A 23,006-nucleotide genomic window follows, 5' to 3' on the forward strand; every position below is an offset into this window, starting at 1 on the left:
CGATGCCTGTTAGATATTGCGTGGCGGCCGCGCTGAGCCTGGCCCTGTCCATGGCCTGTGCTGAAGAGCCGGTGTTCGACGACAACGGCACGCCCATGTACGAGGTGAACTTCGTCGACACCGAACTGGGCGAGTTCATCGACAGCGTGTCGCGCATCACCGGCACCACCTTCATCGTCGACCCCCGCGTCAAGGGCAAGGTCACCGTGCGCACCGTCGACCTGCACGACGCCGATGCCATCTACGACATCTTCCTGGCCCAGCTGCGTGCCCAGGGCTACGCCACTGTCGACCTGCCCAACGGCAGCGTGAAGATCGTTCCCGACCAGGCCGCTCGCCTGGAGCCTGTGCCGGTGGAGGCGGGAGGGCAGCAGGGGGAAGGCAGCGACAGCGTGGCCACGCGGGTATTCAATGTGCGCAACGCCGCCAGCGAGCAGGTGCTGGGCATTCTCAAACCCCTGATCGACCCACGGGTCGGTGTGATCACACCTTATCCGGCGGCGCACCAGTTGGTAGTTACCGACTGGCGCAGCAACCTGGAACGTATCGCCAGCTTGCTGCGCCAGCTTGACCGCCCCCAGGACGCACCAGGCAGCGGCAGTACCCAGGTCATCTACCTGCGCCATGCCAATGCTGGCGAAGTGGTCAAGGTGTTGCGTGGGCTCAGCCAGGAAGGCATGGCGCCCTCTGAAGGTGCGGGCGAAGCAGAGGGCAAGGACAGGCCCGTAGTGCCTGTCGCCGGAGGCTCGGGCATCCGCCTGGAATACGAAGAAGGCACCAACGCCGTGGTCATGGTCGGCCCCGACAGCGAGCTGGCCGCCTACCGCGCCATCGTCGAGCAGCTGGACATCCGCCGTGCCCAGGTAGTGGTGGAAGCGATCATCGCCGAGGTATCCGACAGCAGCGCCCAGGAACTGGGCGTGCAGTGGCTGTTCGCTGACGAGAAGTTCGGTGCCGGCATCGTCAATTTCGGCAGCAACGGGGTAAACATCGCCAGCATCGCCGGGGCCGCTGCCAGTGGCGACAACGAGGCCCTTGGCGACCTGCTGTCCAGCACCACCGGCGCCATGGCGGGTATCGGCCATTTCGGCGGCGGCTTCAACTTCGCCATGCTGGTCAACGCGCTGAAGGGCAAGAGCGGCTTCAACCTGCTGTCCACGCCCACCCTGCTGACCCTGGACAACGCCGAGGCGTCGATCCTGGTCGGCCAGGAGGTGCCCTTCGTCACTGGATCGGTGACGCAGAACAACGCCAACCCGTACCAGACCATCGAGCGCAAGGAAGTTGGGGTGAAGCTGCGCATCAAGCCGCAGATCAACGTCGACAACAGCGTGCGCCTGGACATCGTCCAGGAAGTGTCGTCGATTGCCGACACTACGGCTGCCAGCGACGTGATCACCAACAAGCGCGAGATCAAGACCAAGGTCATGGTCGAGGACAACGGCCTGGTGATCCTCGGCGGCCTGATCAGCGACGAACTGAGCACCAGCGACCAGCGTGTGCCGCTGCTTGGCGATATCCCATACCTGGGCCGGCTGTTCCGCTCCGACGCCACCAAGAACACCAAGCAGAACCTGATGGTGTTCATCCGCCCGCGCATCCTGCGTGACGGGCCGAGCCTGGCCGGGCTCAGCGAAGACAAGTACCGCACCTTGCAGCAGACCACGCCGCTGCAGTTGCCCGACCTTGCGGATGCGCAAAACGCTACGCCGTTGCTGCAGGTGTTCCCCTCCAGCCGTGCACGGCTGGAAGGCGGTGACTGGTGATGCTGCCTTATCGCCAGGCACGGCAGAGCGGGGTGGCCATGGCCCCTGCGGAGCAGGGCTGGCAGCTATGGTTGCGGCACGACGCCGACAGCGCCCAATTGCAGGAGCTGCTGCGTGTGCACGGCCAGCCCAGCCTGCTCGAATACCTGGAGCCTGCACTGTTCGACGAACGCCTCGGCCAGCTGTACCAGGCCGGCGATGCTGCCACCGAGGCGCTGATCGAAGGCATCGGCGACCAGGTCGACCTGGACAGCCTGATGAGCGAAATGCCGCGCATCGAGGACCTGCTGGAAAGCGACGACGAAGCCCCGGTGATCCGCCTGATCAACGGCCTGTTCGGCCAGGCCCTGCGCCTGCGCGCTTCGGACATTCATATAGAAACCTTCGAGCAGAGCCTGGTGGTGCGCCTGCGGGTCGATGGCCACCTGCGCGAAGTGTTGCGCCCACCGCGTGCGCTGTCGGCCATGCTGGTGTCGCGGATCAAGGTCATGGCCCGTCTGGACATCGCCGAAAAGCGCCAGCCCCAGGATGGCCGTATCACCCTGCGTGCGGCGGGGCGCGAAGTGGATGTGCGGGTCTCGACGCTGCCCGGCATCCACGGCGAACGGGTGGTGATGCGCGTGCTCGACAAGCAGGCCAGCCTGCTGGCGCTGGGCAACCTGGGCATGCCGGCAGCGGTGTTGCAGGGCCTGCGCAGTTGCCTGGCGCGGCCCAACGGCATCGTGCTGTCCACGGGGCCTACCGGTTCGGGCAAGACCACTACCCTGTATGCCAGCCTCAACAGCCTCAACGACGGCAGCCGCAACATCCTCACTGTCGAGGACCCGGTGGAATACGCTATCGCCGGCATCGGCCAGACTGCGATCAACCCGCGTGCCGGGCTGACCTTTGCCAGCGGCCTGCGCGCCATCCTGCGCCAGGACCCGGACGTGATCATGCTCGGCGAAATCCGTGACCAGGAGACCGCGCAGATCGCCGTGCAGGCCAGCCTCACCGGCCACCTGGTGTTGTCCACGCTGCACACCAACAGTGCGGTGGGCGCGGTGACCCGCCTGCGCGACATGGGCATCGAACCGTTCCTGATCGCCTCGTGCCTGCGCGGCGTACTGGCCCAGCGCCTGGTGCGGCGCTTGTGCAGTTGCGCCGTCGCGCACCCGCTGCAGCCGGCGGAACGCGACCTGTGGCCCGAGCTGGCGGCGCTGGGCAGCAGCTACCACGCGGTGGGCTGCGAGCAATGCCAGGGCAGCGGGTATGTCGGGCGCCTGGGCCTGTATGAATTCATCGAGCTGGATGCCGGGCTGATCGGCCTGTTGTACGACGGCGCCAGTGAACTGGCCATGCAGACCTACCTGGCCGAGCGCCGGCAGAGCCTGGTGGCGATGGCCAGCGACTGCCTGGCCCGTGGCGAGACCAGCCTGGCCGAAGTACTGCGCGTGGTGCAGGGCTGAGCCATGCCGACCTATCGCTACCAGGCCGTCGACCTCGCCGGCAAGACCCACAAGGCCAGCTTGCAGGCCGACAGCGAACGCCATGCCCGCCAGTTGCTGCGTGAGCAGGGCCTGTTCGCCCGCCGCTTGCAGCGTCACGAAGCCGGCACCCGACAACCACGACGTCAGCGCCTGAGCCGCGCCCAGCTGTGCGAACTGACTCGGCAGCTGGCCACCCTGACCGGTGCTGGCATCCCTCTGGTCGACGCCCTGGCTACCCTGGAACGGCAACTGCGCCAGCCCGCCCTGCACAGTGTGCTGGTGGCCTTGCGCGGCTCGTTGGCCGAAGGCCTGGGCCTGGCCCGCAGCCTGGCGCGTCAGGGGGCACCGTTTACCGGCCTGTACTGCGCGCTGGTCGAGGCCGGCGAGCGCTCCGGGCGCCTGGCCCAGGTGCTGACCCGCCTCGCCGACCACCTGGAGCAGGTTCAACGACAGCAGCACAAGGCACGTACCGCGCTGATCTACCCCACCGTGTTGATGGGGGTGTCGCTTGCCGTGGTGGTAGGCCTGATGACCTTCGTCGTACCCAAGCTCACCGAACAATTCGCCCATGCCGGGCAGAGCCTGCCGCTCATTACATCGCTGCTGATCGGCCTGAGCCAAGGGTTGGTGCAGGCCGGGCCCTGGCTTTTGGGGCTGGCCCTGTTGCTCGGCGCGCTCGGCGGCTGGTTGCTGCGCAAGCCGCACTGGTGCCTGCGCCGCGACCAGCTGCTGCTACGCCTGCCACATATCGGCAGCCTGCTGCAGGTGCTGGAAAGCGCGCGCCTGGCACGCAGCCTGGCAATCCTCAGCGGCAGCGGCGTGGCCCTGCTCGAAGCCCTGCAAGTGGCCACCGAAACCGTCGGCAACCGGCGTATCCGGCTGGCCATGGAGCAGGTGCGCCAGCAGGTGCAGGGCGGCACCAGCTTGCATCGCGCGCTGGATGCCAGCCAGCAGTTCCCGCCGCTGCTGGTGAACATGGTCGGCAGCGGCGAGGCCAGCGGCACTTTGGCCGACATGCTCGAGCGCGTGGCCGACGACCAGGAGCGCGGCTTCGCCCGCCAGGTCGATACCGCCATGGCGCTGTTCGAACCCCTGATGATCCTGGTGATGGGCGCCGTGGTGCTGTTCATCGTGCTGGCGGTGCTGTTGCCGATCATGCAACTCAACCAGGGCCTGCAACTGTGACGACAAGGAGTACTGCCATGCAGCATCGACGTAACCGCCAGCGCGGTTTCACCCTCATGGAAATCATGGTGGTGATCTTCATCATCGGCCTGCTGATCGCCGTGGTCGCGCCCAGCGTGCTGGGCAACCAGGACAAGGCCATGAAGCAGAAAGTGATGGCCGACCTGGCCACCCTGGAGCAGGCGCTGGACATGTACCGCCTGGACAACCTGCGCTTCCCCAGTAGCGAGCAGGGCCTGGCCGCGCTGGTGAAAAAGCCGGCCCAGGAACCGCTGCCACGCGCCTGGCGCAGCGACGGCTACGTGCGCCGCCTGCCGGAAGACCCGTGGGGCACCCCGTACCAGTACCGCATGCCCGGCGAACATGGCCGGGTCGACGTGTACTCGCTGGGCGCCGACGGCCTGCCGGGCGGCGAAGGCCAGGATGCCGACCTGGGTAACTGGGAGCTGTAACGGGTGCGTCGTCAGCGGGGCTTCAGCCTGATCGAATTGCTGGTGGTGCTGGCCATCGCCGGGCTGATGACCGGATTGGCGGTGGCCGGGTTCGGCAACAGCCAGGCCAGAGTCGACCAGGCGCTGCAACGGCTGGCGAGCGAGACCCGGGCGCAGGCCGCGCTGGCCCGGCATGCCGGGCAGCTGCGCGGGCTGCGCTGGAATGGCCAGCGCCCGGAGTTCGTCCGGCGCGAGGGTAATGGATGGGTGGTCGAAGCAGTTGCCCTTGGTGACTGGCCCAAGGGGCTGCGCCCGGACTGGCCGGCCAGCCCACAGCCGCGCCTGTTGTTCACCCCGCATGGCTGGGCGCAACCGGGCGCCGTGCGTTGGCGCTGGGCCGATGGCAGCCAGCAATGGGCCTGGAGCCGCGATGGCCGCTTGCAGGTGGTGGTCGCCCCATGAAGCGGCATCAGCGTGGCTTTACCCTGCTGGAGGTGACCGTGGCCCTGGCGATCGCTGCGGTGCTGGCGGTGATCACCAGCCAGGTTTTGCGCCAGCGCCTGGCGGTGCAGGACAACCTGCAGCAACACCGCCTTGGCCTGCTATGCGCGCGAGAACTGCAAAACCGCTTTGCCGTCGAGCAGTACTGGCCGGCGGCAAACCAGGCTGGCGGTGAACTGAGCCAGGGCGGCCAGCGCTGCCACTGGCAACTGCAGCTGCGCCGCACCGGCGTACGCGACCTGCGCCGCGGCGAACTGCTGCTGTTCGCCGACCGCGACCAGCGCCTGCCGCTTGGCCAGTACACCGTATTCCTGGAACGGCCATGAGTTACAGAAACCGTGAAGCTTGCGCGGCCCCTGTGGGAGCGGGCATGCCCGCGAAGCCGGCGACTCGGTGTATGGCACCGGCTTCGCCGGTGTTCGCGGGTGAACCCGCTCCCACAGAGGCCCAGCTCCACCCCGCGCAGGTGCCTGCCCCTGGATCAGCAGTGAGTTACAGAGATCGTGAAGCTTGTGCGGTCCCTGTGGGAGCGGGCATGCCCGCGAAGCAGGCGACTCGGTGTATGGCACCGGCTTCGCCGGTGTTCGCGGGCGCGCCCGCTCCCACAGAGGCCCAGTTCCACCCCGCGCCGGTGCCTGCCCCTGGATCCGCCATGAGTTACAGAGATCGTGAAGCTTGCGCGGTCCCTGTGGGAGCGGGCATGCCCGCGAAGCAGGCGACTCGGTGGATGGCACCGGCTTCGCCGGTGTTCGCGGGCGCGCCCGCTCCCACAGAGACCCAGTTCCACCCCGCGCAGGTACCTGCCCCTGGATCAGCCGTGAGTGACAGAGGTCGTGAAGCTTGCGCGGTCCCTGTGGGAGCGGGTTTACCCGCGAAGCAGGCGACTCGGTGCATGGCACCGGCTTCGCCGGTGTTCGCGGGCGCGCCCGCTCCCACAGGGAGGGCGCATACCCGTCAGCCCGGGACCCAGCCCAGCAAGCACCGCCAGGCCGGCCTTACCCTGATCGAGCTGATGGTCGCCCTGGCACTTACTGCTGTGCTCGGCATCATGCTCGCCGCCCTGGTCAACGGCTGGCTCAAGGTTCGCGAGCGCCTGCAGGTCACCACGCAGGAAACCTCGGTGCTGGACTTTTGCCTGGCCTTGGAGCGTCGCTTCGATAGCCCGGTAATGCGCCGGGTCTACGACCAGCGCCTGCCTTTGGCCAGCCGCTGGCTGGACTGGCAACCGGCAAGCAACCAGTTGCTCTGGGTCGCCATCACCGGCATGCCGGAAGCCGAGGGCGGCTCGCGCCTGCAGCGCCAGCGCCTGCGCTTCGAGGCCCGCGAGCAGCGCCTGCTGCTGGAAAGCTCGGCCGATCTCTACGCCGCCGCCGCCCCACGCTGGGTCCAGCGCGAGCGGCTCGACCGGGTCAGCGCCATGAATGTTCTTTATTACCAGGGCGGCCGCTGGCTGGCCTGGCCTTCCGACCAACCTGCGCACCCCGGCCGTGGCGTGCGTCTGGAACTGCAGCGTGACGGAGCACCCTATGTCTGCACCTTCGCCCTCCCGTGGGGGCGCTCATGAAGTTTGAATGGCGGCGGCGCAGCCCGGCCCAGTCGTGGTTGTTGCTGCGACCAGGCGTTGTCTGGCACTGGGCGCTGGCCGAGGGCGGCCTTGTGCAACGCCAAGGGCAGGGCGAGCCCCCGGCGAACCTGCAGGCCCGTGTGGCGTTGATCCTGCCTGCCGAGGCCTGCAGCTACTTCCGCGTGCCGGCACCGCCGGGGCTCAAGCGTGAAGAATGGCCGTTGTTGCTCGAAGACCGATTGCTGCAGGCCATCGACGAGGTGACATGCGCCTGCCTGGCCCGCGAACCCGGCCATCTTCGGTTACTGGTAGTGGCCCGTCAGCAACTGGAGGACTGGCGCGGGCAGTGCGCCGAATGGGGCTTGCAGGTGGCACGTTGCTGGGCAGAACTACAGCTGCTGCCGCCCCCCGAGGCGGGCCATGCCTGGCAATGGCAGCGCACACCCGGCATGTATTTGTACAAAGGGCTGGCCGAAGACAGGCAGGAGCACTGGCTGGCCTGGCCGGATGCATTGGGCGAGGTGCCACGGCAACCGTGGGCGGAGCTGCAAAAGGTTCCGCTGAGCGGTGACTGGCCCAGTACGCTGGCACCGCTCGATTCATTGCCCGGCCTGTTCGAGCGTACCCGCAAGGTGCGCTCGCTGCCGGTGGTGTCCCGGCCGCAGCAACGGCTGCTCGCTGCCTGCCTGGTACTGGCTGCCGTCTGGGGCGGGCTGTGGTTGAGCAAGCAATGGGCCCAGGCGCAATTCTGGCGCAGTCAGGTCATCGCCGTGACTGGTGAGCAGGCCAGCCCCCGGCACGCCGCGCAGGCCCTCAAGCGCCTGCGCGAAAGTGAACTGCAACAGCAGCTGCGCACGCGCCAGCTCGAAGACCTGCAGACGGCGTTGCAGGCCTGGCTGCGTGACCACCCCGGCTGGCGCCTGCAAGCGGTGCGCTTCGATGGCCAGCGCTGGCACCTGCGGCTGGAGGGCGAGGGCGGTGCGCCGCCATGGAGCGACATGGCGACAGCCGCCGGGGCCTCGGTCCAGGTGCAGGACGGCCAAGTGGTGTTCGACCTGGGAGCAGCCTCATGAACCGGGACTGGATACAGCGTCATCGCTTGAAGTTCGCCTGGGCACTGATTGCCCTGTTGCTGGCCTTCCTGGCCCTGCGCACAGGCCTTGCGCAATGGCGCGAGCTCAGCCAGTGGCGGGGGCTGGCCGAACAGGCCGCCAGCCTTCAAGGCGGCCCGGAGTTGAACCTGGAGCGGCTCCGACAGTCGGCCCAGGCGCGGCAGATCGAACTGGCCGAGGTCGATGCGCAGGGCAAGACCTGGCAACTGCGTGGGCAGTTGGCCGACGAGCGAGTGCTGCAGGGCTGGTTGCAGACCCTGCGTGCAGAAGGCGTACAGCCATTGCAGTGGGGGCTGGAACAGCATGAAAAGGGTTTGCGCTTCGACCTGGTGGTGCGGCCATGAGCCGAAGAAGTGTGGCGTGGGTGCTGCTGGTTTTCGCCGTGACATTGCTGGTGGAACTGCCGGCCAGTTGGGTGGTGCGCGGGATAGGACTGCCAGCGCGTGAGGTCAGCGGCAGCCTGTGGCAAGGCCAGGCGCAGCAACTGGGGCCGGTCGGGCCATTGCGTTGGGCGGTGCAGCCCTGGCGCTTGCAGGCGAAAGCGCAGCTGGGCTTCCAGGGCCAGGCCTGGCAGTTGCGCGCCGATGGCTGGCCATGGCGCTGGCGGCTGGAGGCGACGGCCATGGGGGCCCAGGCGACGGTGGCGACGGATTACCGCTTGGCCGGCCAGTGGCAGGGCACATTGCGGGTGCAGGGGGCAGGGCGGCAATGCCGTGCCAGCGAAGGCCGCATGACGGTAACCGACCTTGCCCTGAGCGAGCCCTGGTCACTGGGCTTGGGGCAGGGCTGGCTGGAAATGGATTGCCGCAGCGGCTGGCATCTGCGCGGGCAGCTGGCGCAGCAGGGGCAGCATCAGTTGGCCGTGGATGCCGACCTGCCCGCGCGCCGGGCGCAGGTGGTGGTCGAGTTGCAGCCGGAGGCGGCGCTGACGCCTTTGCTGCGTGGGGTGCAGTGGCTTGGGCCGCAGGCGCTGGCAGGGCAGCGAGACTTGCGCTGGTAGACTGATGTTATCGCCGGCCAGCTGGCTCGGCGTGTGTAGGAGCGGCCTTGTGTCGCGAAAGGGCTGCAAAGCAGCCCCCGGGTTTCAGCGCATATGCACAAATTGCTGGGGCTGCTTTGCAGCCCTTTCGCGACACAAGGCCGCTCCTACAACCAATCAACTGTCTGGCCCAAATGCTAAAAGAGGGCACGAAGCCCGTGCCCTCCAGAGCGGCGCCTGCTTCAGTTTTTCTTGCCCTGCACACTCGAAGCCCACTGCTCATTGCGATTGTGCCCACTGGTCCTCAACAACCCCAGGTCCAGTGCATTTTCCCCATCCGCCGCACCCTTGCCCTTGGCCAGCTCGGCCACCGCCGTGCCCAGGTCCACCGGTGAGTTGGACGCATCGATCGACACATCCCGGCGATAGTCGTTACCGCTCAGTGTTTCGCGGGTAACCGAGTTGGCGTCGAGCACCACATCGCCTTTGGCCGACTGCAAGCGTGCCCCCACCAGGTGAGCGTTGCCACCAACCTGCAGGTCGATACCGTCGCTGCCTTTGAGCGTGGTCTGCTGGCCTACGCTGTCACGCTGCGCGTGCGACACGTCGAGGCTGAAGGTGGGCGAGAGCCCCGGGTCTGCCTTGCTCAGGGCGGAGCCAGCTTTTTCATTCACCTTGCTCCCCAGCGGCCCTGCCACCGAAGTGGCCGCGTTGACGTAGCCTCGCGGGTTTTTCTCCTGGCTCAGCCGGGCATCGCCTTTCACGCTCAGGGTATTGACGTTGTCCTTGCGGCTGGCGATGCGCAGGTCGCCGTCGATCACTCCATCGATACGCCCCGTCTCCAGGGTGACGCCTTCGAGGCGGGTATCGCCACGGCTTTGCAGGTCGATGCGCTCGGCGCGCAGGTCGCTGGCGTTCCAGGTGAGGTTGTCGCGCTTGTCGAGCTCCACCTTGAGGCGGCCATGCAGGCCGCGGGTGTCGAGCGCGCCCTTGGCCATGTCGAAGCCGGCGCCGGCGGTGATGTCGAGGTTGTCACGTCGCTCCTGGCTGGAGGACGCTTCCACCAGCATGCCGCCATTCGATGCGTCGAGGGTTATCTGTTCGGCCGAGGCCTGCAGGCCTTCAAGGTGCAGGGCGATATCCTCGCGGGCGCTGCTGCCCAGGGTCACTGTGCCGTTGCTGGCGAACAGGGCATTCACCGCCTGGCGTGCCTCTTCGTCCTGCTTGCCGTGGCTGAAGTGGCCGCCGATGGCACCGCCCTTGGTGTTGCCAGCCTTGACCGCCAGCTCCACGCCGCCGCCCATCTTGGCGCCGGTAGCGTTCTGGGTATCGCTGGCTGCCTTGACCTGCAGCCGACCGCCGCTTTGCAGTTGAATGTCGCCGGTCTTGGCCTCACGGCTGCCAATGCGGGTGCCTTCGAGCAACAGGTCGCCGCCACTGCTCAGCTGTACCTGGCCCTTGGCGTCGATCTGCGCCACCTGGGCCTTGCGCTGTGTGCTCTGGTTCTGGCCGTGGTCGAGGTAGCCCCGGCCATCGACGCCGGTGCTGCCCGGGCGGTTGCCGACCTTGGCCCAGGCATTGCCGTCGAGCTGGCGTGACTGCTGTTCGGTCTGGTCGTTTGCCTGTGGCAATGTCAGCGAACCGGCACTGCTGATGACCACGCTGCCTTCACCGCCATCGATGCGCGTCCCTTCATAATGGCCAGAGCTGCCCAGTTGCACCTGGATGCCCTGTTGCCCATACAGGCTGCCGGGTACGGCGCTGCTGGTGCTGTCCTTCTTGTCCAGCGAGCCGCCTTTGCCGGCGGCGCGTGCATTCAGGTCTTCACCGGTGCTGGTGTCCAGGCGCACATCGCCGCCGTAGGCCAGGCGTTGCACGGTATTTTCCTGGGTGTTCTCGGCCGCCTGCATCTGGTGTTGTCGGGCCTCGATCTGCAGCTTGCCGGCGTTGGCGCGCCACGCGGTGCCCTGGTCGGTGATGTTGTCGGCCTTGACTTCGACCTTGGCCCCGGACAACTCGCTCACCTGGGCAAAGCCGCGGCGCTGGTTTTCCAGGCGTTTGAGGTGTTCCACGGTCATGTCGGCGCCAACGCTGGGCGGCGCCATGGCGTCTTCGGGGGAGGCTTGCTGGAAGCGGGCGGCTTCTTCGCCCAGCACCAGGCGTTCGATGGGGCGGGTAAGGTCGCGGTACTCGACACTGGCGCCGAGGCTGCCCGACCAGTCGTCACGGCTTTGTTCACGTTCCTCGGTATCCTGCACCGCGCGGTTGTCGATGCGTTTGGCCGTCACCTGCAGGGTGTTGCCGGCCTTGACGCGTGCGGCCTCTGTGACCAGTTCATCGCCGTTCAGCTTCAGGTCGCCGCTGGCCTGCAATGTGCTGCGTTGCACCTTGCTGTCGCGTTCGGTCTGCACCTGGCGGTTGTGATGGCCTTCGAACAAGCTGCCCAGCCGGTCGATGCCACCGGTCACCGTCAGGCCGCCGCCACTGTTGGTGGTGCTGGTGGTTTTGTCGCGGTCGTTGCGGGTTGCCCCCAGGGTCACCTTTTGGGCCTGCACATCGAGGTCGCCAGCGGCGGCCTTCGCCGTGGAACCGTTGACTTGCAGGTGAGCCCCGCTGCCAAGGCTCACCGAAGCGCCCTCTAGCTCACTGGCAACCTGGCTGGTGGTGCGCTGCTTGCTGCTGGTGGTGGCGACGTCATAGGCAATGCCGGCCGAATACTGGCGGGACTCGGGCTTGCCATCCTCGGCCTCCTGGGTCTGCTTGGCGCTGGCGCTGAAGCCGCGTTGCTGGTTACGGGTTTCGCGCTCGTCAACCGCTTGCGCGCTGGTAATCAGCAGGTCGCCCTTGGCCTCTACCTGCAGGTGCCCGCCCGCTGCGACCTTGGCGCCCTGGATGCGCATTTCCTCGGCGCTGGCCAGGCGCAGATTGGTGGCCGAGCTGACGTCGCTGGTAAGTACCTGTTGCGTACGCTCGGTGTTCTCGTGGTCGCTGCCAATCAGGCCGAACAGCTTGCTGTCGCTGGTCCGGTCGGTGGAGGTGGTGCGGCCATGGTCGGCTTCGATGGCCAGTGCACCTTTCGTGCTGTAGAGCACCGCGTCCTCCTTGCCGTGCACGGTACTGCCCTTGACGGCCACCTGGTCAGCTACCACGGCCAGCTTGCCATCTGCCGTGACACTGCTGCCGGCAACGGCCTGGCCTTCGCTGTCGTTACCCTTGCGGTCGCCAAAGAAGGTGCCCGATACCAGGTCGCCACGATAGTCGCGCCGGGTACCGCGCTCCTGCAGCGCGGTGGTACCGATGGTTGCGTCCTTGGCCTCGATCGCCATGTCGCCGCGGCTGTGCAGGCTGCTGCCCTTCACATCGACGGTATTCTTGGCCTTCAGCGTCATGCGCTGGGCCTGGAGCGCACTGCCTTGCGCGGTTTCCTTGTATTGGTCGGTATCGCTGTCACCGCGCCACAAGTCCTTGCGGTGGCGAACCTGCTCTTCGGTGTGCTGGCTGTCGATGCCGGCAGCGATGGCCAGGTTGGCGCCGCTGTCGAGGGTCAGCTCATTGCCAGCATCCACCTTGGCAGCCACCAGGCGCATGTCGTCAGCGGATTGCAGCAGCACGCCGTCCTTGCCTTGCAAGCTGCTGCCCTGTTGCTGCTGCTGGGTGGTGGTGGTTTCGCGGTTGTAGGTTTCGCGGGTGACGAACAGGAACTTCTTGTTCCAGCTGTCGCTGTCGCGCTCGATGTTCTCGCGGGTCGTGGCATCCAGCGTGAGCTTCTTGCCCGCCTTGGCCTCGATTCGCCGAGCTTGCCCATCGACGGTTTCGAGTGTCAGGTCATCGGCAGCAGTCAGCCGCAGATCGCCCTGTTCGCTGTGCAGTTCGATGGGGCTGTCGGCCTTGCCGCTGACCTGCAGGGCGCCGGCCGACTGGATGTCGACCCCGTCGATACCCAGCAGCTGCGATGCCCCCACACGCACACCGGCACCTTCTGCGGTGCTCACCACGCGAATGCGCCCGGCGCGCATGGCGCCGAACAGGCTGGCATCGATGCTGGACGGGGTGCCGGGCAGGTGTTCGACAATTTCGCCGCTGGTGCTGTCGATGCGGTTGCGACCGACGGTGATATCGATGGAGTTGCGCGCCATCAGCAGCCCTTTGCCGTCCACGCGCGGGGCGATCAGATCGAGGGCGCCGTTGGGGTTGCGCTGGCCGCCCTCAAGCACTTGCAGGGTACCGCTGGCGTTCAGCGTGTCGAGGTACTTCAGTTGCTGGCCGTCGAACTCGGGGCTGCCCACCACGAAGCCGGCGCGTGTGGTGTTGATGAAACTGCCGCCGTTGAGGGTGATGCCATTGGGGTTGGCCAGGATGTAGTCGGCCGGGCGGCCGAAGATTTCCTGCGGCCCTTCGATCAGCGAGGCGTTGCGGCTGACCACCTCGTTGAGGATGGTCGAGGCGGCCTGGCCCTGGAATTGCGGGTTGGCCGCCAGGGCGCCGGCCAGCTCCGACTGCCCGGCCTGGGTGGCATTGTTCAGCACTACCCCGGAGCGGTCGACGTTGTAGTCGAGGAACTGGTTGTGCGACAGCCCTTTGGCGTTTGGCGCGACAATATCGATGACCGGGACGCCGTGGCCGTCGTTGATGACCGGTGTACCGCCGGGGCCGCTGGTTGCTGTCAGGCCGCCCTGGGCCAGTGCGGCGCCGGGCCCGAGCAGGGCGAGGAAGATGGCCCAGCGCAAGGTATCTGGGCGGGAAGACGACTGCGAGAGTGTTTGCATGTTCTCGTTCTCTTTGTTGTGGGTGAATCAGATGTTCAGGGCCAGTTCCACTACCCAGAAGCCAGGTTCCAGCAGCGGACGGGGCAGGTCGCTGGCGTACAGCGCGCGTTGGTAGCCCAGGCGCAGGTGGCTGCCGGGCAGGCTCAGTTCGGCACCGGCGGTGGCCCCGGCAAGGCGTTGTGAAGGCTTGCCTTCGGCAGTGCGGGTCCAGCCCAGGTCCAGGCCGATGTAGGGGCGTACTTGCAGGGGAGCGGTCCAGCCCTCCGGCAGCGGCTGACTGACGGTGTTGCGCCAGGCGGCGCTGCTGGCACCGGAGTAGGTACGCAGGCGAAACCCGCGCACGGCCGAATCGTCGCTGACCAGCAACTGCTCGACGGCGGGTAGTGGGTCACTGCTGTATTGCAGACTCAGCTCGCTCTGCCAGCGCCATGGGCGGCTGGCCGGGCCCTGGCGCAGGTGCAGCAGGTTGGCGCGGTACTTGCGAAAATCCGGGCGCAGGCGTTCCGCCCCCAGCGGTGAGCGGTCAGCGCCGAAGGCGTCGATACCCTGGGCGACACCGAGGTAGCCATTCCACAGGCCTCCCTGGAGCCAAAGCAGGTTGATACCCGCCTCCACGGAGACCAGGGTGGGGCTCTGCTGGACGATCACCGCGCCAGCGCTGCGGTTGACCATTTGCTTGCGGTCCAGCCGGGCGCTGGCGCTGAGCATGCCTTGCTGGTTGCGCCACAGTACCCGCTCGACGCTCAAGCCCTGGTAGCTGCTGCTGCCGTCGGTTACCTGGCGGCTGTGGGGGAGCGGCGCCTCGTAACGCAGTTCGCTGGCGCTGAGCGCGAAGGTCCAGGCGCCGTAGGGGATGCTGTAGTACAGCGAGATGCCTTGGCTTTGCCCGGGCGCATCGAGCACCGTGCGGTTCAGCGACAGGCGCAGGTCATCATTTAGGCCCAGCGGGCTGTCCAGGCCGAAGCCGAGGTTCAGGCGATGACGCCCGGTCAGGTCGCTGCCGCGGTTGTCGAAGCGGCTGTCCAGGTGCCCGCGCGAGGCCACCTTGCGCGGCTGCACGACAACCCGGGTGCCGCCGTGCAGTTCGCCGGGCAGCAATTCTGCTGACAGGTCATAAGCGCGAAGGCGATTGAGCTGGTCGAGGCCTTGCTCCAGGGCTGGCAGGTACAGTGGCTGCCCGAGCAGGCCGGGAAAGGCGCCGGGGAGGGACAGGGGCAATTCAGGGCCGGCCATTTCGATGGACTCGACGAACCCCTCGACGATGACCAGGTTCAGCGGTGCGCCGTCTTGTGGCGGTTGCTGCAGGTAAGGCCGGCTGGTGGGGTATCCGGCTTGTACATAGCGCTGGGTTATGGCTTTCAGCAGCCCGTTGATTTCCGCAATGCCCATGCACGGGGTAATGAACCTGCGAAGGGTTGGCGTTAGCGCCGAGTCGGAAAGCTTGCGGTTGCCGGCCACGCGTACGCCGGTGATGGCCCAGCAGCGCTGGTCGTGCGGGAGGGGGGCGGTGGTGTCGTGGCTTTCAGCCGGGGCGGGCTGGCGCTGCCAGCGTTCCAGCCGCTGTTGCTGTTCCAGCTGTTGCAGCCCGCGCTGCTGATCGCGCAGTTGCTGGCTGGCGGGGTCGTCGGCCAGCGCCTGGGGCGCGGCCAGCAAACCGGACAGGCAGCAGGTGAGCGCCCAGCAGGTGGCGCGGTGAATGTGGAACGGCATTGAAGCACCCCGCAAATGATGTACGGATTTCGTACTCGTCTGCGTGGATGCTAAAAATTAAGGGGTTCGCCTGGATGCAGTACCCGGCCTAAGCGCTTGTAAGGCGCGTTCTTGCCTGGAGGTGGGAAGCTTCCTACAGCATCAGTTGAAAGGCCCGCTATCAGGGCCGAATTTCGATCAACGTGCCATCCCGCACCAGGTCCCACACTTCCTGCATGTCGCGGTTACGCATGGCAATACAGCCGTCCGTCCAGTCCAGGGTGTGGAAGTACCACTCTGGATACTCGTCGTTGATCGGCGTGCCATGGATCATGATCATGCTGCCGGCGCTCACCCCTTCGCGGGTGGCACGGGCGGCATCGGTGATGTTCGGGTAATTGATGTGCATGGCCAGGTTGAAGCGGTCGCTCTGCTTGCGCCAGTCCAGCCAGTACAGGCCCTCGGGGGTTTTCTTGTCGCCTTCGCGCTCCTTGGCGCCTTTTGGCTGCTTGCCCAGCGAGATACGGTAGGTTTTCAGCGGTTCGCCACGGCTGATCAGCTGCAGGCGGCGCTCGGACTTGATCACCAGTACCTTGTCGATCAGCGGTTGCATGGCCTGCTGCGAAGGCGATGGGGTTTGCGCTGCCGGCTGGGGCTTGCGGATGATGGTCTCGGTGAAGGCCGCCTGGGACACCGAGGTAACGCAAAGGCAGAAAAGGGCAAGCAACCAGCGCATGTAACGGTATCCCTGAAGGCTTCTAGGTAATGGGCGAGACGTTCATCGGCGGCAGGTATTCATGGCCTATGGGGTAGTGCTGCCCGATGCGATCGCGATAGTAGCATTCTAGTGTGCGAGTGACGGTGCGGAAAGCCAGCTCGCCCCACGGTATCTCATGTTCCTCGAACAGCCGCACCTCCAGGCTTTCTACACCGACAGCGAAATCAAGGTCCGCCAGCTCGGCGCGGAAGAACACATGCACCTGGTTGATGTGTGGCAGGTCGAACAGCTGGTACAGGCTCATGCTGCCGACCCGGGCGCAGGCCTCCTCGACGGTTTCGCGACGGGCGGCCTGATCGAGGGTTTCGCCGTTCTCCATGAAACCGGCAGGCAGGGTCCAGAAACCGCGGCGTGGCTCGATGGCGCGCCGGCACAGCAGCACCTGGCTGCCCCAGGTCGGCAACACGCCGGCGACGATGTTGGGGTTCTGGTAGTGGATGGTCTGGCAAACCTCGCAGACATACCGAAGGCGGCTGTCGCCCTCGGGGATCCGCTGAGTGACCGGCTGGCCGCACGCGCTGCAGAATTTCATGTGTCGTTCCTTTTGCTCTGGGCTATCTTGGCGCGCCGGCCGTGCTGCCGCAAGCGCACGGGGCTTGGGTGCTTCGCGCCTTTGGTGCATCATGCAAGGCAGGTCTTGGATACGAGCGTGCGCAATGCTGGACGAGCTACTTCGCCGAATGAGCAACCACCAACCCGCATCACTGGAAACCGACCGGCGGTTCCCCGAAGCGGCGGTCCTCTTGCCCATTACCCGCAGCGAAGCGCCCGAACTGGTCCTGACCCTGCGCGCCAAGGGCCTGTCCACCCACGGCGGCGAAGTGGCCTTTCCCGGTGGCCGCCGCGACCCGGAAGACCCGGACCTGGTGTTCACCGCGCTGCGTGAAGCGGAAGAAGAAATCGGCCTGCCGCCAGGCCTGGTGGAAGTGATCGGCCCACTCAGCCCGCTGATTTCGCTGCACGGCCTGAAAGTGACGCCATTCGTCGGGCTTATCCCCGATTTTGTCGAATACCGTGCCAATGATGCCGAGATCGCGGCAGTATTCACCGTGCCGCTGGAATTCTTCCGCCAGGACCCGCGCGACCATACCCACCGTATCGATTACCAGGGGCGCAGCTGGTATGTGCCCAGCTATCGCTATGGCGAATACAAGATCTGGGGGTTGTCGGCGATCATGATCGTCGAACTGGTCAACCTGCTGTTCGATGCCGGCATCAGCCTGCACCAACCCCCTGAGCGTTACATCGAAAACTGAGCGGGGCCCAACCCCGTCGTCTGCGTTGCAGCCTGAGGAGCAAGCATGAAATACCGCCTGGGCGACCTGCGGGTCGAGAGCCACCCTACCAGTTGGGCCGCACCCAACGCCACGCTGATCGGCAAGGTGCGCCTGCAGGCCGATGCCAGCGTGTGGTTTGGTGCGGTGCTGCGCGGGGACAACGAGCTGATCGACATTGGCGAGGGCAGCAACGTGCAGGATGGCACGGTGATGCACACCGACATGGGCTCGCCGCTGACCCTGGGCAAGGGCGTGACCGTTGGCCACAACGCCATGCTGCATGGTTGCACGGTGGGCGACTACAGCCTGGTCGGTATCAACGCGGTCATCCTCAATGGCGCGCGCATCGGCAAGCATTGCATCATCGGCGCCAATGCGCTGATTGCAGAAGGCAAGGAGATCCCTGACGGTTCGCTGGTGATGGGCTCGCCGGGCAAGGTGGTGCGCGAGCTGACCGAACAGCAGAAGCGCATGCTCGAAGCCAGTGCCGCGCATTACGTGCACAATGCCCAGCGTTATGCACGGGAGTTGGTGGTTGACGATGAGTGATGTGGTGGAGCGGCCGGTGGCCTCGCCGTGCGTGAGTATCTGTGCGTTGGACGAGCAGGATATCTGCACAGGTTGCCAGCGGACCGTCGCCGAGATCGGCCGCTGGGGGCGGATGGACAACGACGAGCGTAGGGCGGTGCTCAAACTTTGCCATGAAAGGGCAGTAGAGGCCGGCCTCATCCTGTAGGGCTGACTCGCCCCCCCTGTGGGAGCGGGTTCACCCGCGAACACCGGCGCAGCCGGTGCCATCCACCGTGTTGGATTCTTCGCGGGTGAACCCGCTCCCACAGGCTGCGCGTAGCCCTCGAACCTGATGCTGTACCTTTGAGAGCGGGTTTACCCGCGAACCAGCCAGCGGTAATCTGTGCGGCTTGCCCACAGACTACCCGCCATGTTCTATCTGATTGCCTACATCAGCAGCGTAGTGCTGATCAACTACGCCTTCTCCAGCGCGCCACACCTGGACATCATCTGGTCCGCCTGGGGCGGCCTGGTGTTCATCCTGCGCGACATGGTGCAGACCCGCTTCGGCCATGGCGCCCTGGTCGCCATGCTGGCAGCACTGGTGCTGTCCTATGTCACCTCGGAGCCGGCCATCGCCCTGGCCAGCGCCACCGCGTTCTTCATTTCCGAACTGATCGACTGGCTGGTGTTCAGCATCACCCGCCGGCCGCTGCGCGACCGCTTGTGGCTGAGTTCGGCGCTGAGCATCCCGGTGGACACCTTCATCTTCTTCGGCATGATCGGCGCCCTGACCCCAGCCGTGATCGGCACCGCCATGGCCTCGAAATTCGCCGGTGTCACCGCCGTGTGGCTGGCCATGGCATTTCGCGCCCGGCGGGCCGCCGTGGCGGGTTGATGGTGTAGAATAGCGGTCCTTTTTCAGCGGGCGGCGCCAAGCCTGGTGCGGCCCCGGACGCCTTCGAGGACCTGAAATGACCCGTATCGGAACCCCCTTGTCGCCCACCGCGACCCGTGTACTGCTCTGCGGCTGTGGCGAGCTGGGCAAGGAAGTGGTGATCGAGCTGCAGCGCCTGGGCGTCGAAGTGATCGCCGTCGATCGCTACGCCAATGCCCCGGCAATGCAGGTGGCGCACCGCAGCCACGTGGTCAACATGCTCGATGGCGTGGCCCTGCGCGCGGTGATCGAGGCCGAGAAGCCGCACTACATTGTCCCTGAAATCGAAGCCATCGCCACCGCCACCTTGGTCGAGCTGGAGAACGAAGGTTTCAACGTGGTGCCGACCGCCCGCGCCACCCAGCTCACCATGAACCGTGAAGGCATCCGCCGCCTGGCCGCCGAAGAGCTGGACCTGCCAACCTCGCCGTACCACTTCGCCGACACCTACGAAGACTACGCCAAGGCCGTGGCCGATGTTGGCTACCCATGCGTGGTCAAACCGGTAATGAGCTCGTCGGGCAAGGGCCAGAGCCTGCTGCGCAGCGATGCCGACCTGCAGAAGTCGTGGGACTACGCCCAGGAAGGCGGCCGCGCCGGCAAAGGCCGGGTCATCGTCGAGGGCTTCATCGACTTCGAATACGAAATTACCCTGCTGACCGTGCGCCACGTTGGCGGCACCACCTTCCTCGAGCCAGTCGGCCACCGCCAGGAGAAGGGCGACTACCAGGAATCGTGGCAGCCGCAGGCCATGAGCCCGAAGGCGCTGGCCGAGTCGCAGCGGGTGGCCAAGGCGGTCACCGATGCCCTGGGCGGTCGTGGCCTGTTTGGCGTGGAACTGTTCGTGAAGGGCGACCAGGTGTGGTTCAGCGAAGTCTCGCCACGCCCGCATGACACCGGCCTGGTGACCCTGATTTCCCAGGACCTGTCGCAGTTTGCCCTGCATGCCCGGGCCATTCTTGGCCTGCCGATTCCGGTAGTGCGCCAGTTCGGCCCTTCGGCTTCGGCGGTGATCTTGCCCGAGGGGCAGTCGCAGCAGACCAGCTTTGCCAACCTGGGTGCGGCGCTGAGCGAGCCGGATACCGCCATTCGCCTGTTCGGCAAGCCGGAAATAAACGGGACCCGTCGCATGGGCGTGTGCCTGGCGCGTGACGAGTCGGTCGAAGCGGCGCGTGCCAAGGCGACCCGTGCTTCGCAGGCGGTCAAGGTCGAGTTCTGATCCGATTGGGGCCGCAACGCGGCCCCAATTACTTACAGCTGCGTATTGCGGGTCTCTTTCAGGCACAGCACGGCAATCAAGCTGATCACCGCCGCCACCGACACATAACCTCCCACCCAGCTCAACCCACCCATGCTCACCAGCTTCTGGGCAAAGAACGGTGCCGCCGATGCGCCGACGATGCCGCCCAGGTTGTATGCCGCCGAAGCGCCGGTATAACGCACGTGGGTCGGGAACAGTTCAGGCAGCAGTGCCCCCATCGGCGCAAAGGTCACGCCCATCAGGAACAGTTCGATGGCCAGGAACAGCGCCACACCTGCGGTCGACCCCGAAGTCAGCAGCGGCTCCATGGTAAAGCCCGAGGCCACTGCCAGCAGGCCGCCGACGATCAGCACCGGTTTGCGCCCGTAGCGGTCGCTGAGCCAGGCCGACAGTGGTGTGGCCAGGGCCATGAACACTACCGCGAAGCACAGCAGGCCAAGGAACGTCTCGCGGCTGTAGCCCAGCGTGGTCACGCCATAGCTCAGCGAGAACACCGTGGAGATGTAGAACAGCGCGTAGCACACCACCATCGCCGCTGCGCCCAGCAGGGTCGGCAGCCAGTATCTGGAAAACAGGTCGACCACCGGCATTTTCACCCGCTCGTGGCGGGCGACGGCCTTGGCGAATACCGGGCTTTCTTCAAGCTTCAGGCGCACATACAGGCCCACCAGTACCAGCGCGGCGCTGAGCAGGAACGGAATGCGCCAGCCCCACTCGCGGAACTGCTCGTCGCTGAGCACCAGGGCCAGGGTCAGGAACAGGCCGTTGGCGGCCAAAAAGCCGATCGACGGGCCCAGCTGCGGGAACATGCCGAACCAGGCGCGCTTGCCTTCGGGCGCGTTCTCGGTGGCCAGCAAGGCCGCGCCACCCCATTCGCCACCCAGGCCCAGGCCTTGGCCAAAGCGCAACAGGCAGAGGATGATCGGCGCCCATACACCAATGCTGTCGTAGCCTGGCAGCACGCCGATGGCCGTGGTGGACACGCCCATCAGCAGCAGCGAGGCGACCAGGGTCGACTTGCGGCCGATACGGTCGCCAAAGTGGCCGAACAGTGCCGAGCCCAGCGGGCGCGCCAGGAAGGCGATACCGAAGGTGAGGAAGGCCGCCAGCATCTGCGCGGTGCCTGACCCGGACGGGAAGAACACCGGGCCGATCACCAGGGCGGCGGCAGTGGCGTAGACGTAGAAATCGTAGAACTCGATGGCGGTGCCGATGAAGCTGGCGGTGGCTACCCGCGCGGGCGAGTTGACCGGTGCGGCAGGCGCTTCGGCATAGGTGCTGCTGGTTGTCATTGAATAGGTCCCTGACAGTCTGGTCCGGCTCCATTGGGATAAGCCCCGCGGCGTGCAATGCAAAAGGGCAGGCACGGTGGCGCGGGCGCCGGAGCGTTTTGTTGTTGTGTGCGCCCGACTGACGATAGCCCAAGGGGGATAGGGGCGGGGGCGGGGGCGGGCACTGTTCGGGGTGTTGAAGCAGGACCGCAGGGCGTGTCAGTGGAGCGGACTGGCCGTGGAGCGCCGGGTGCGGGTAGCAGGCGGGACGGCGGGGCTGGGTAAGCGTGACCCGAGTATAGCTATCGGGTCACGGTCCACACCAGTACCTTGCTGGCACAATTGTCCTCTGTTTCGAGGATTTCCAGGCGATAGCGGCCGATCTTCAGGCAAACGGCGCTTTCCGGGATGCTTTCCAGCGCTTCGGTGACCAGCCCGTTGAGGGTCTTCGGCCCGCCGTCGCAGGGCAGGTGCCAGCCCAGGCTGCGGTTGATCTCGCGCAGCGAAGCGGTGCCGTCTATGACGAAGGTGCCATCGGGCTGCGGGTGCACGTGAGGGTTGTCCAGGCTGTGTTCATCCTCGAACTCGCCAACGATCTCCTCGAGGATGTCTTCCAGGGTGACGATGCCCAGCACTTCGCCGTACTCGTCCACCACCACGCCCATGCGGCGCTGCTGTTTGTGGAAGTTCAGCAGCTGCAGTTGCAGGGGCGTGCTCTCGGGCACGAAATAGGGCTCGTAGCAGGCGCCGAGCAGCATCTCCAAGGTCAGCTCGGCCTTGGGCAGCAGGTGGCTGATCAGCTTGGTATTGAGGATTGCTTCAACCTGGTTGATGTCGCTGTGGTACACCGGCAGGCGGGTGTGGCGGCTGACGATCAGTTGCTCGATGATGCGCTCGATCGGCTCGTCGAGGCTGATGCCGTCCACTTCGTTGCGCGGTACCAGGATGTCGTTGACGGTCATCTTGTCCAGTGACTGCAGGCCGTCGAGCAGGCCGTGACGCGGTGCTTCGTGCTCCTCATCCTCGTCGAACTCGTCGGCTTCCTGCGGGTGCAAGGCAACGGCCGTGGGTTGTACACGGAACGGACGCAGGATCAGCTTGGCAATGCCATCCAGCAGGTAGGCCAGCGGTTGCAACAGGGCGAGGGGGACTTTCAGAAGGCTGGTGCCGAGGCTGACGAACGCCTGCGGGTTGCGCCGGGCCAGGCGCCGCGGCAGATATTCGGCAAACACCAGCAGGACAAGGGTGGCGGCCAACCCGGCCAGCCAGAAGCCGTGCTCGCCGCTATGGCGCTGGCCAGCCAGGCAGGCCAGGCCCAGCACCAGTAGCTTGCCCAGGCTGGCGCACAGCACCAGGGCCTGGGCCGGCAGCACGGGCTGGCCGTCCTCGCCGGTGCGCAGCGCGCCATTGAGTTGCAGGCGGGCGGCATCCACTGCGGTAAACAGCGCCGACCACAACAGCGCCAGTGCCAAGGTGCCGAATAGCGGTGCGTACGGCAGGGTATCCATGG

The 23,006-nt window shown here is 66.2% G+C and carries 21 protein-coding genes; 15 read left to right on the forward strand and 6 right to left on the reverse strand.

What is annotated here, in order from left to right; all coding sequences use genetic code 11:
- Positions 1–2: 2 nt before the first annotated feature.
- From gspD to ABNP31_RS05330, 10 genes are all read left to right on the forward strand, one after another.
- Complete coding sequence (gspD, locus tag ABNP31_RS05285) at positions 3–1,766, forward strand: type II secretion system secretin GspD (RefSeq protein WP_178080713.1); 1,764 nt, start codon at positions 3–5, stop codon at positions 1,764–1,766.
- Complete coding sequence (locus ABNP31_RS05290; RefSeq protein ID WP_350013402.1) at positions 1,766–3,214, forward strand: GspE/PulE family protein; 1,449 nt, start codon at positions 1,766–1,768, stop codon at positions 3,212–3,214. Before gspD ends, ABNP31_RS05290 begins: the two co-directional genes overlap by 1 nt.
- 3 nt (positions 3,215–3,217) lie before the next feature.
- Positions 3,218–4,420: a type II secretion system inner membrane protein GspF gene (gene gspF / locus ABNP31_RS05295; RefSeq protein ID WP_075043926.1), complete on the forward strand. Its 1,203-nt coding sequence runs from the start codon at positions 3,218–3,220 to the stop codon at positions 4,418–4,420.
- A 17-nt stretch (positions 4,421–4,437) separates the two neighbouring features.
- On the forward strand, positions 4,438–4,872 hold the full coding sequence (gspG, locus tag ABNP31_RS05300) for a type II secretion system major pseudopilin GspG (protein WP_013971171.1): 435 nt from the start codon (positions 4,438–4,440) through the stop codon (positions 4,870–4,872).
- 3 nt (positions 4,873–4,875) lie between these two features.
- Positions 4,876–5,313, forward strand: coding sequence for a type II secretion system minor pseudopilin GspH (gspH, locus tag ABNP31_RS05305; RefSeq protein ID WP_350013068.1), 438 nt, complete (start codon positions 4,876–4,878; stop codon positions 5,311–5,313).
- Entirely contained in the window at positions 5,310–5,678 is a 369-nt protein-coding gene (locus ABNP31_RS05310) for a type II secretion system protein GspI (protein WP_238067330.1), read from the forward strand. The genes gspH and ABNP31_RS05310 overlap by 4 nt, the downstream gene beginning before the upstream one ends.
- 686 nt (positions 5,679–6,364) lie before the next feature.
- On the forward strand, positions 6,365–6,916 hold the full coding sequence (locus tag ABNP31_RS05315; protein ID WP_237140989.1) for a type II secretion pathway protein XcpW: 552 nt from the start codon (positions 6,365–6,367) through the stop codon (positions 6,914–6,916).
- Positions 6,913–7,989 (forward strand): type II secretion system protein GspL, encoded by a 1,077-nt coding sequence (gene gspL / locus ABNP31_RS05320; RefSeq protein WP_085664556.1) that lies wholly within the window; start codon positions 6,913–6,915, stop codon positions 7,987–7,989. Before ABNP31_RS05315 ends, gspL begins: the two co-directional genes overlap by 4 nt.
- Positions 7,986–8,372, forward strand: a complete 387-nt coding sequence (gspM, locus tag ABNP31_RS05325; protein WP_085664557.1) for a type II secretion system protein GspM — start codon at positions 7,986–7,988, stop codon at positions 8,370–8,372. The genes gspL and gspM overlap by 4 nt, the downstream gene beginning before the upstream one ends.
- Positions 8,369–9,028, forward strand: a complete 660-nt coding sequence (locus ABNP31_RS05330) for a general secretion pathway protein GspN (RefSeq protein WP_085664558.1) — start codon at positions 8,369–8,371, stop codon at positions 9,026–9,028. Before gspM ends, ABNP31_RS05330 begins: the two co-directional genes overlap by 4 nt.
- Positions 9,029–9,249: 221 nt before the next feature.
- Here the strand turns inward: ABNP31_RS05330 and ABNP31_RS05335 are convergent, their stop codons facing one another.
- From ABNP31_RS05335 to ABNP31_RS05350, 4 genes are all read right to left on the reverse strand, one after another.
- Positions 9,250–13,773 (reverse strand): hemagglutinin repeat-containing protein, encoded by a 4,524-nt coding sequence (locus ABNP31_RS05335; RefSeq protein WP_350013069.1) that lies wholly within the window; start codon positions 13,771–13,773, stop codon positions 9,250–9,252.
- Positions 13,774–13,800: 27 nt separating this feature from the next.
- A complete protein-coding gene (locus ABNP31_RS05340) occupies positions 13,801–15,483 on the reverse strand; it encodes a ShlB/FhaC/HecB family hemolysin secretion/activation protein (RefSeq protein WP_350013070.1) in 1,683 nt (560 codons plus the stop codon).
- Between the two features lie 160 nt (positions 15,484–15,643).
- Positions 15,644–16,198: a L,D-transpeptidase family protein gene (locus ABNP31_RS05345; protein WP_025337906.1), complete on the reverse strand. Its 555-nt coding sequence runs from the start codon at positions 16,196–16,198 to the stop codon at positions 15,644–15,646.
- Between the two features lie 22 nt (positions 16,199–16,220).
- Entirely contained in the window at positions 16,221–16,772 is a 552-nt protein-coding gene (locus tag ABNP31_RS05350) for an NUDIX hydrolase (protein WP_238067333.1), read from the reverse strand.
- A gap of 124 nt (positions 16,773–16,896) precedes the next feature.
- On the opposite strand from ABNP31_RS05350, the gene ABNP31_RS05355 reads away from it, so the two are divergent.
- The 5 genes from ABNP31_RS05355 (at position 16,897) to purT (ending at position 20,183) form a co-directional block, all read left to right on the forward strand.
- Positions 16,897–17,496 carry a CoA pyrophosphatase gene (locus ABNP31_RS05355; protein ID WP_003252125.1) on the forward strand — a complete coding sequence of 200 codons (600 nt, stop codon included), beginning with the start codon at positions 16,897–16,899 and terminating at the stop codon, positions 17,494–17,496.
- Positions 17,497–17,541: 45 nt separating this feature from the next.
- Positions 17,542–18,066, forward strand: a complete 525-nt coding sequence (locus ABNP31_RS05360; protein WP_015269134.1) for a gamma carbonic anhydrase family protein — start codon at positions 17,542–17,544, stop codon at positions 18,064–18,066.
- Complete coding sequence (locus tag ABNP31_RS05365; RefSeq protein WP_024086383.1) at positions 18,059–18,253, forward strand: DUF1289 domain-containing protein; 195 nt, start codon at positions 18,059–18,061, stop codon at positions 18,251–18,253. Before ABNP31_RS05360 ends, ABNP31_RS05365 begins: the two co-directional genes overlap by 8 nt.
- A 204-nt stretch (positions 18,254–18,457) precedes the next feature.
- Complete coding sequence (locus ABNP31_RS05370; RefSeq protein WP_003252131.1) at positions 18,458–18,925, forward strand: VUT family protein; 468 nt, start codon at positions 18,458–18,460, stop codon at positions 18,923–18,925.
- Positions 18,926–19,001: 76 nt separating this feature from the next.
- Positions 19,002–20,183: a formate-dependent phosphoribosylglycinamide formyltransferase gene (purT, locus tag ABNP31_RS05375; protein WP_025337909.1), complete on the forward strand. Its 1,182-nt coding sequence runs from the start codon at positions 19,002–19,004 to the stop codon at positions 20,181–20,183.
- A 32-nt stretch (positions 20,184–20,215) separates the two neighbouring features.
- Here the strand turns inward: purT and ABNP31_RS05380 are convergent, their stop codons facing one another.
- Entirely contained in the window at positions 20,216–21,517 is a 1,302-nt protein-coding gene (locus tag ABNP31_RS05380) for an MFS transporter (RefSeq protein ID WP_054573205.1), read from the reverse strand.
- 281 nt (positions 21,518–21,798) lie between these two features.
- Positions 21,799–23,004, reverse strand: coding sequence for a transporter associated domain-containing protein (locus ABNP31_RS05385; protein WP_350013071.1), 1,206 nt, complete (start codon positions 23,002–23,004; stop codon positions 21,799–21,801).
- Between the last annotated feature and the right edge of the window lie 2 nt (positions 23,005–23,006).

It is taken from the genome of Pseudomonas asiatica, assembly GCF_040214835.1.
GTDB classification, from domain to species: domain Bacteria; phylum Pseudomonadota; class Gammaproteobacteria; order Pseudomonadales; family Pseudomonadaceae; genus Aquipseudomonas; species Aquipseudomonas putida_Z.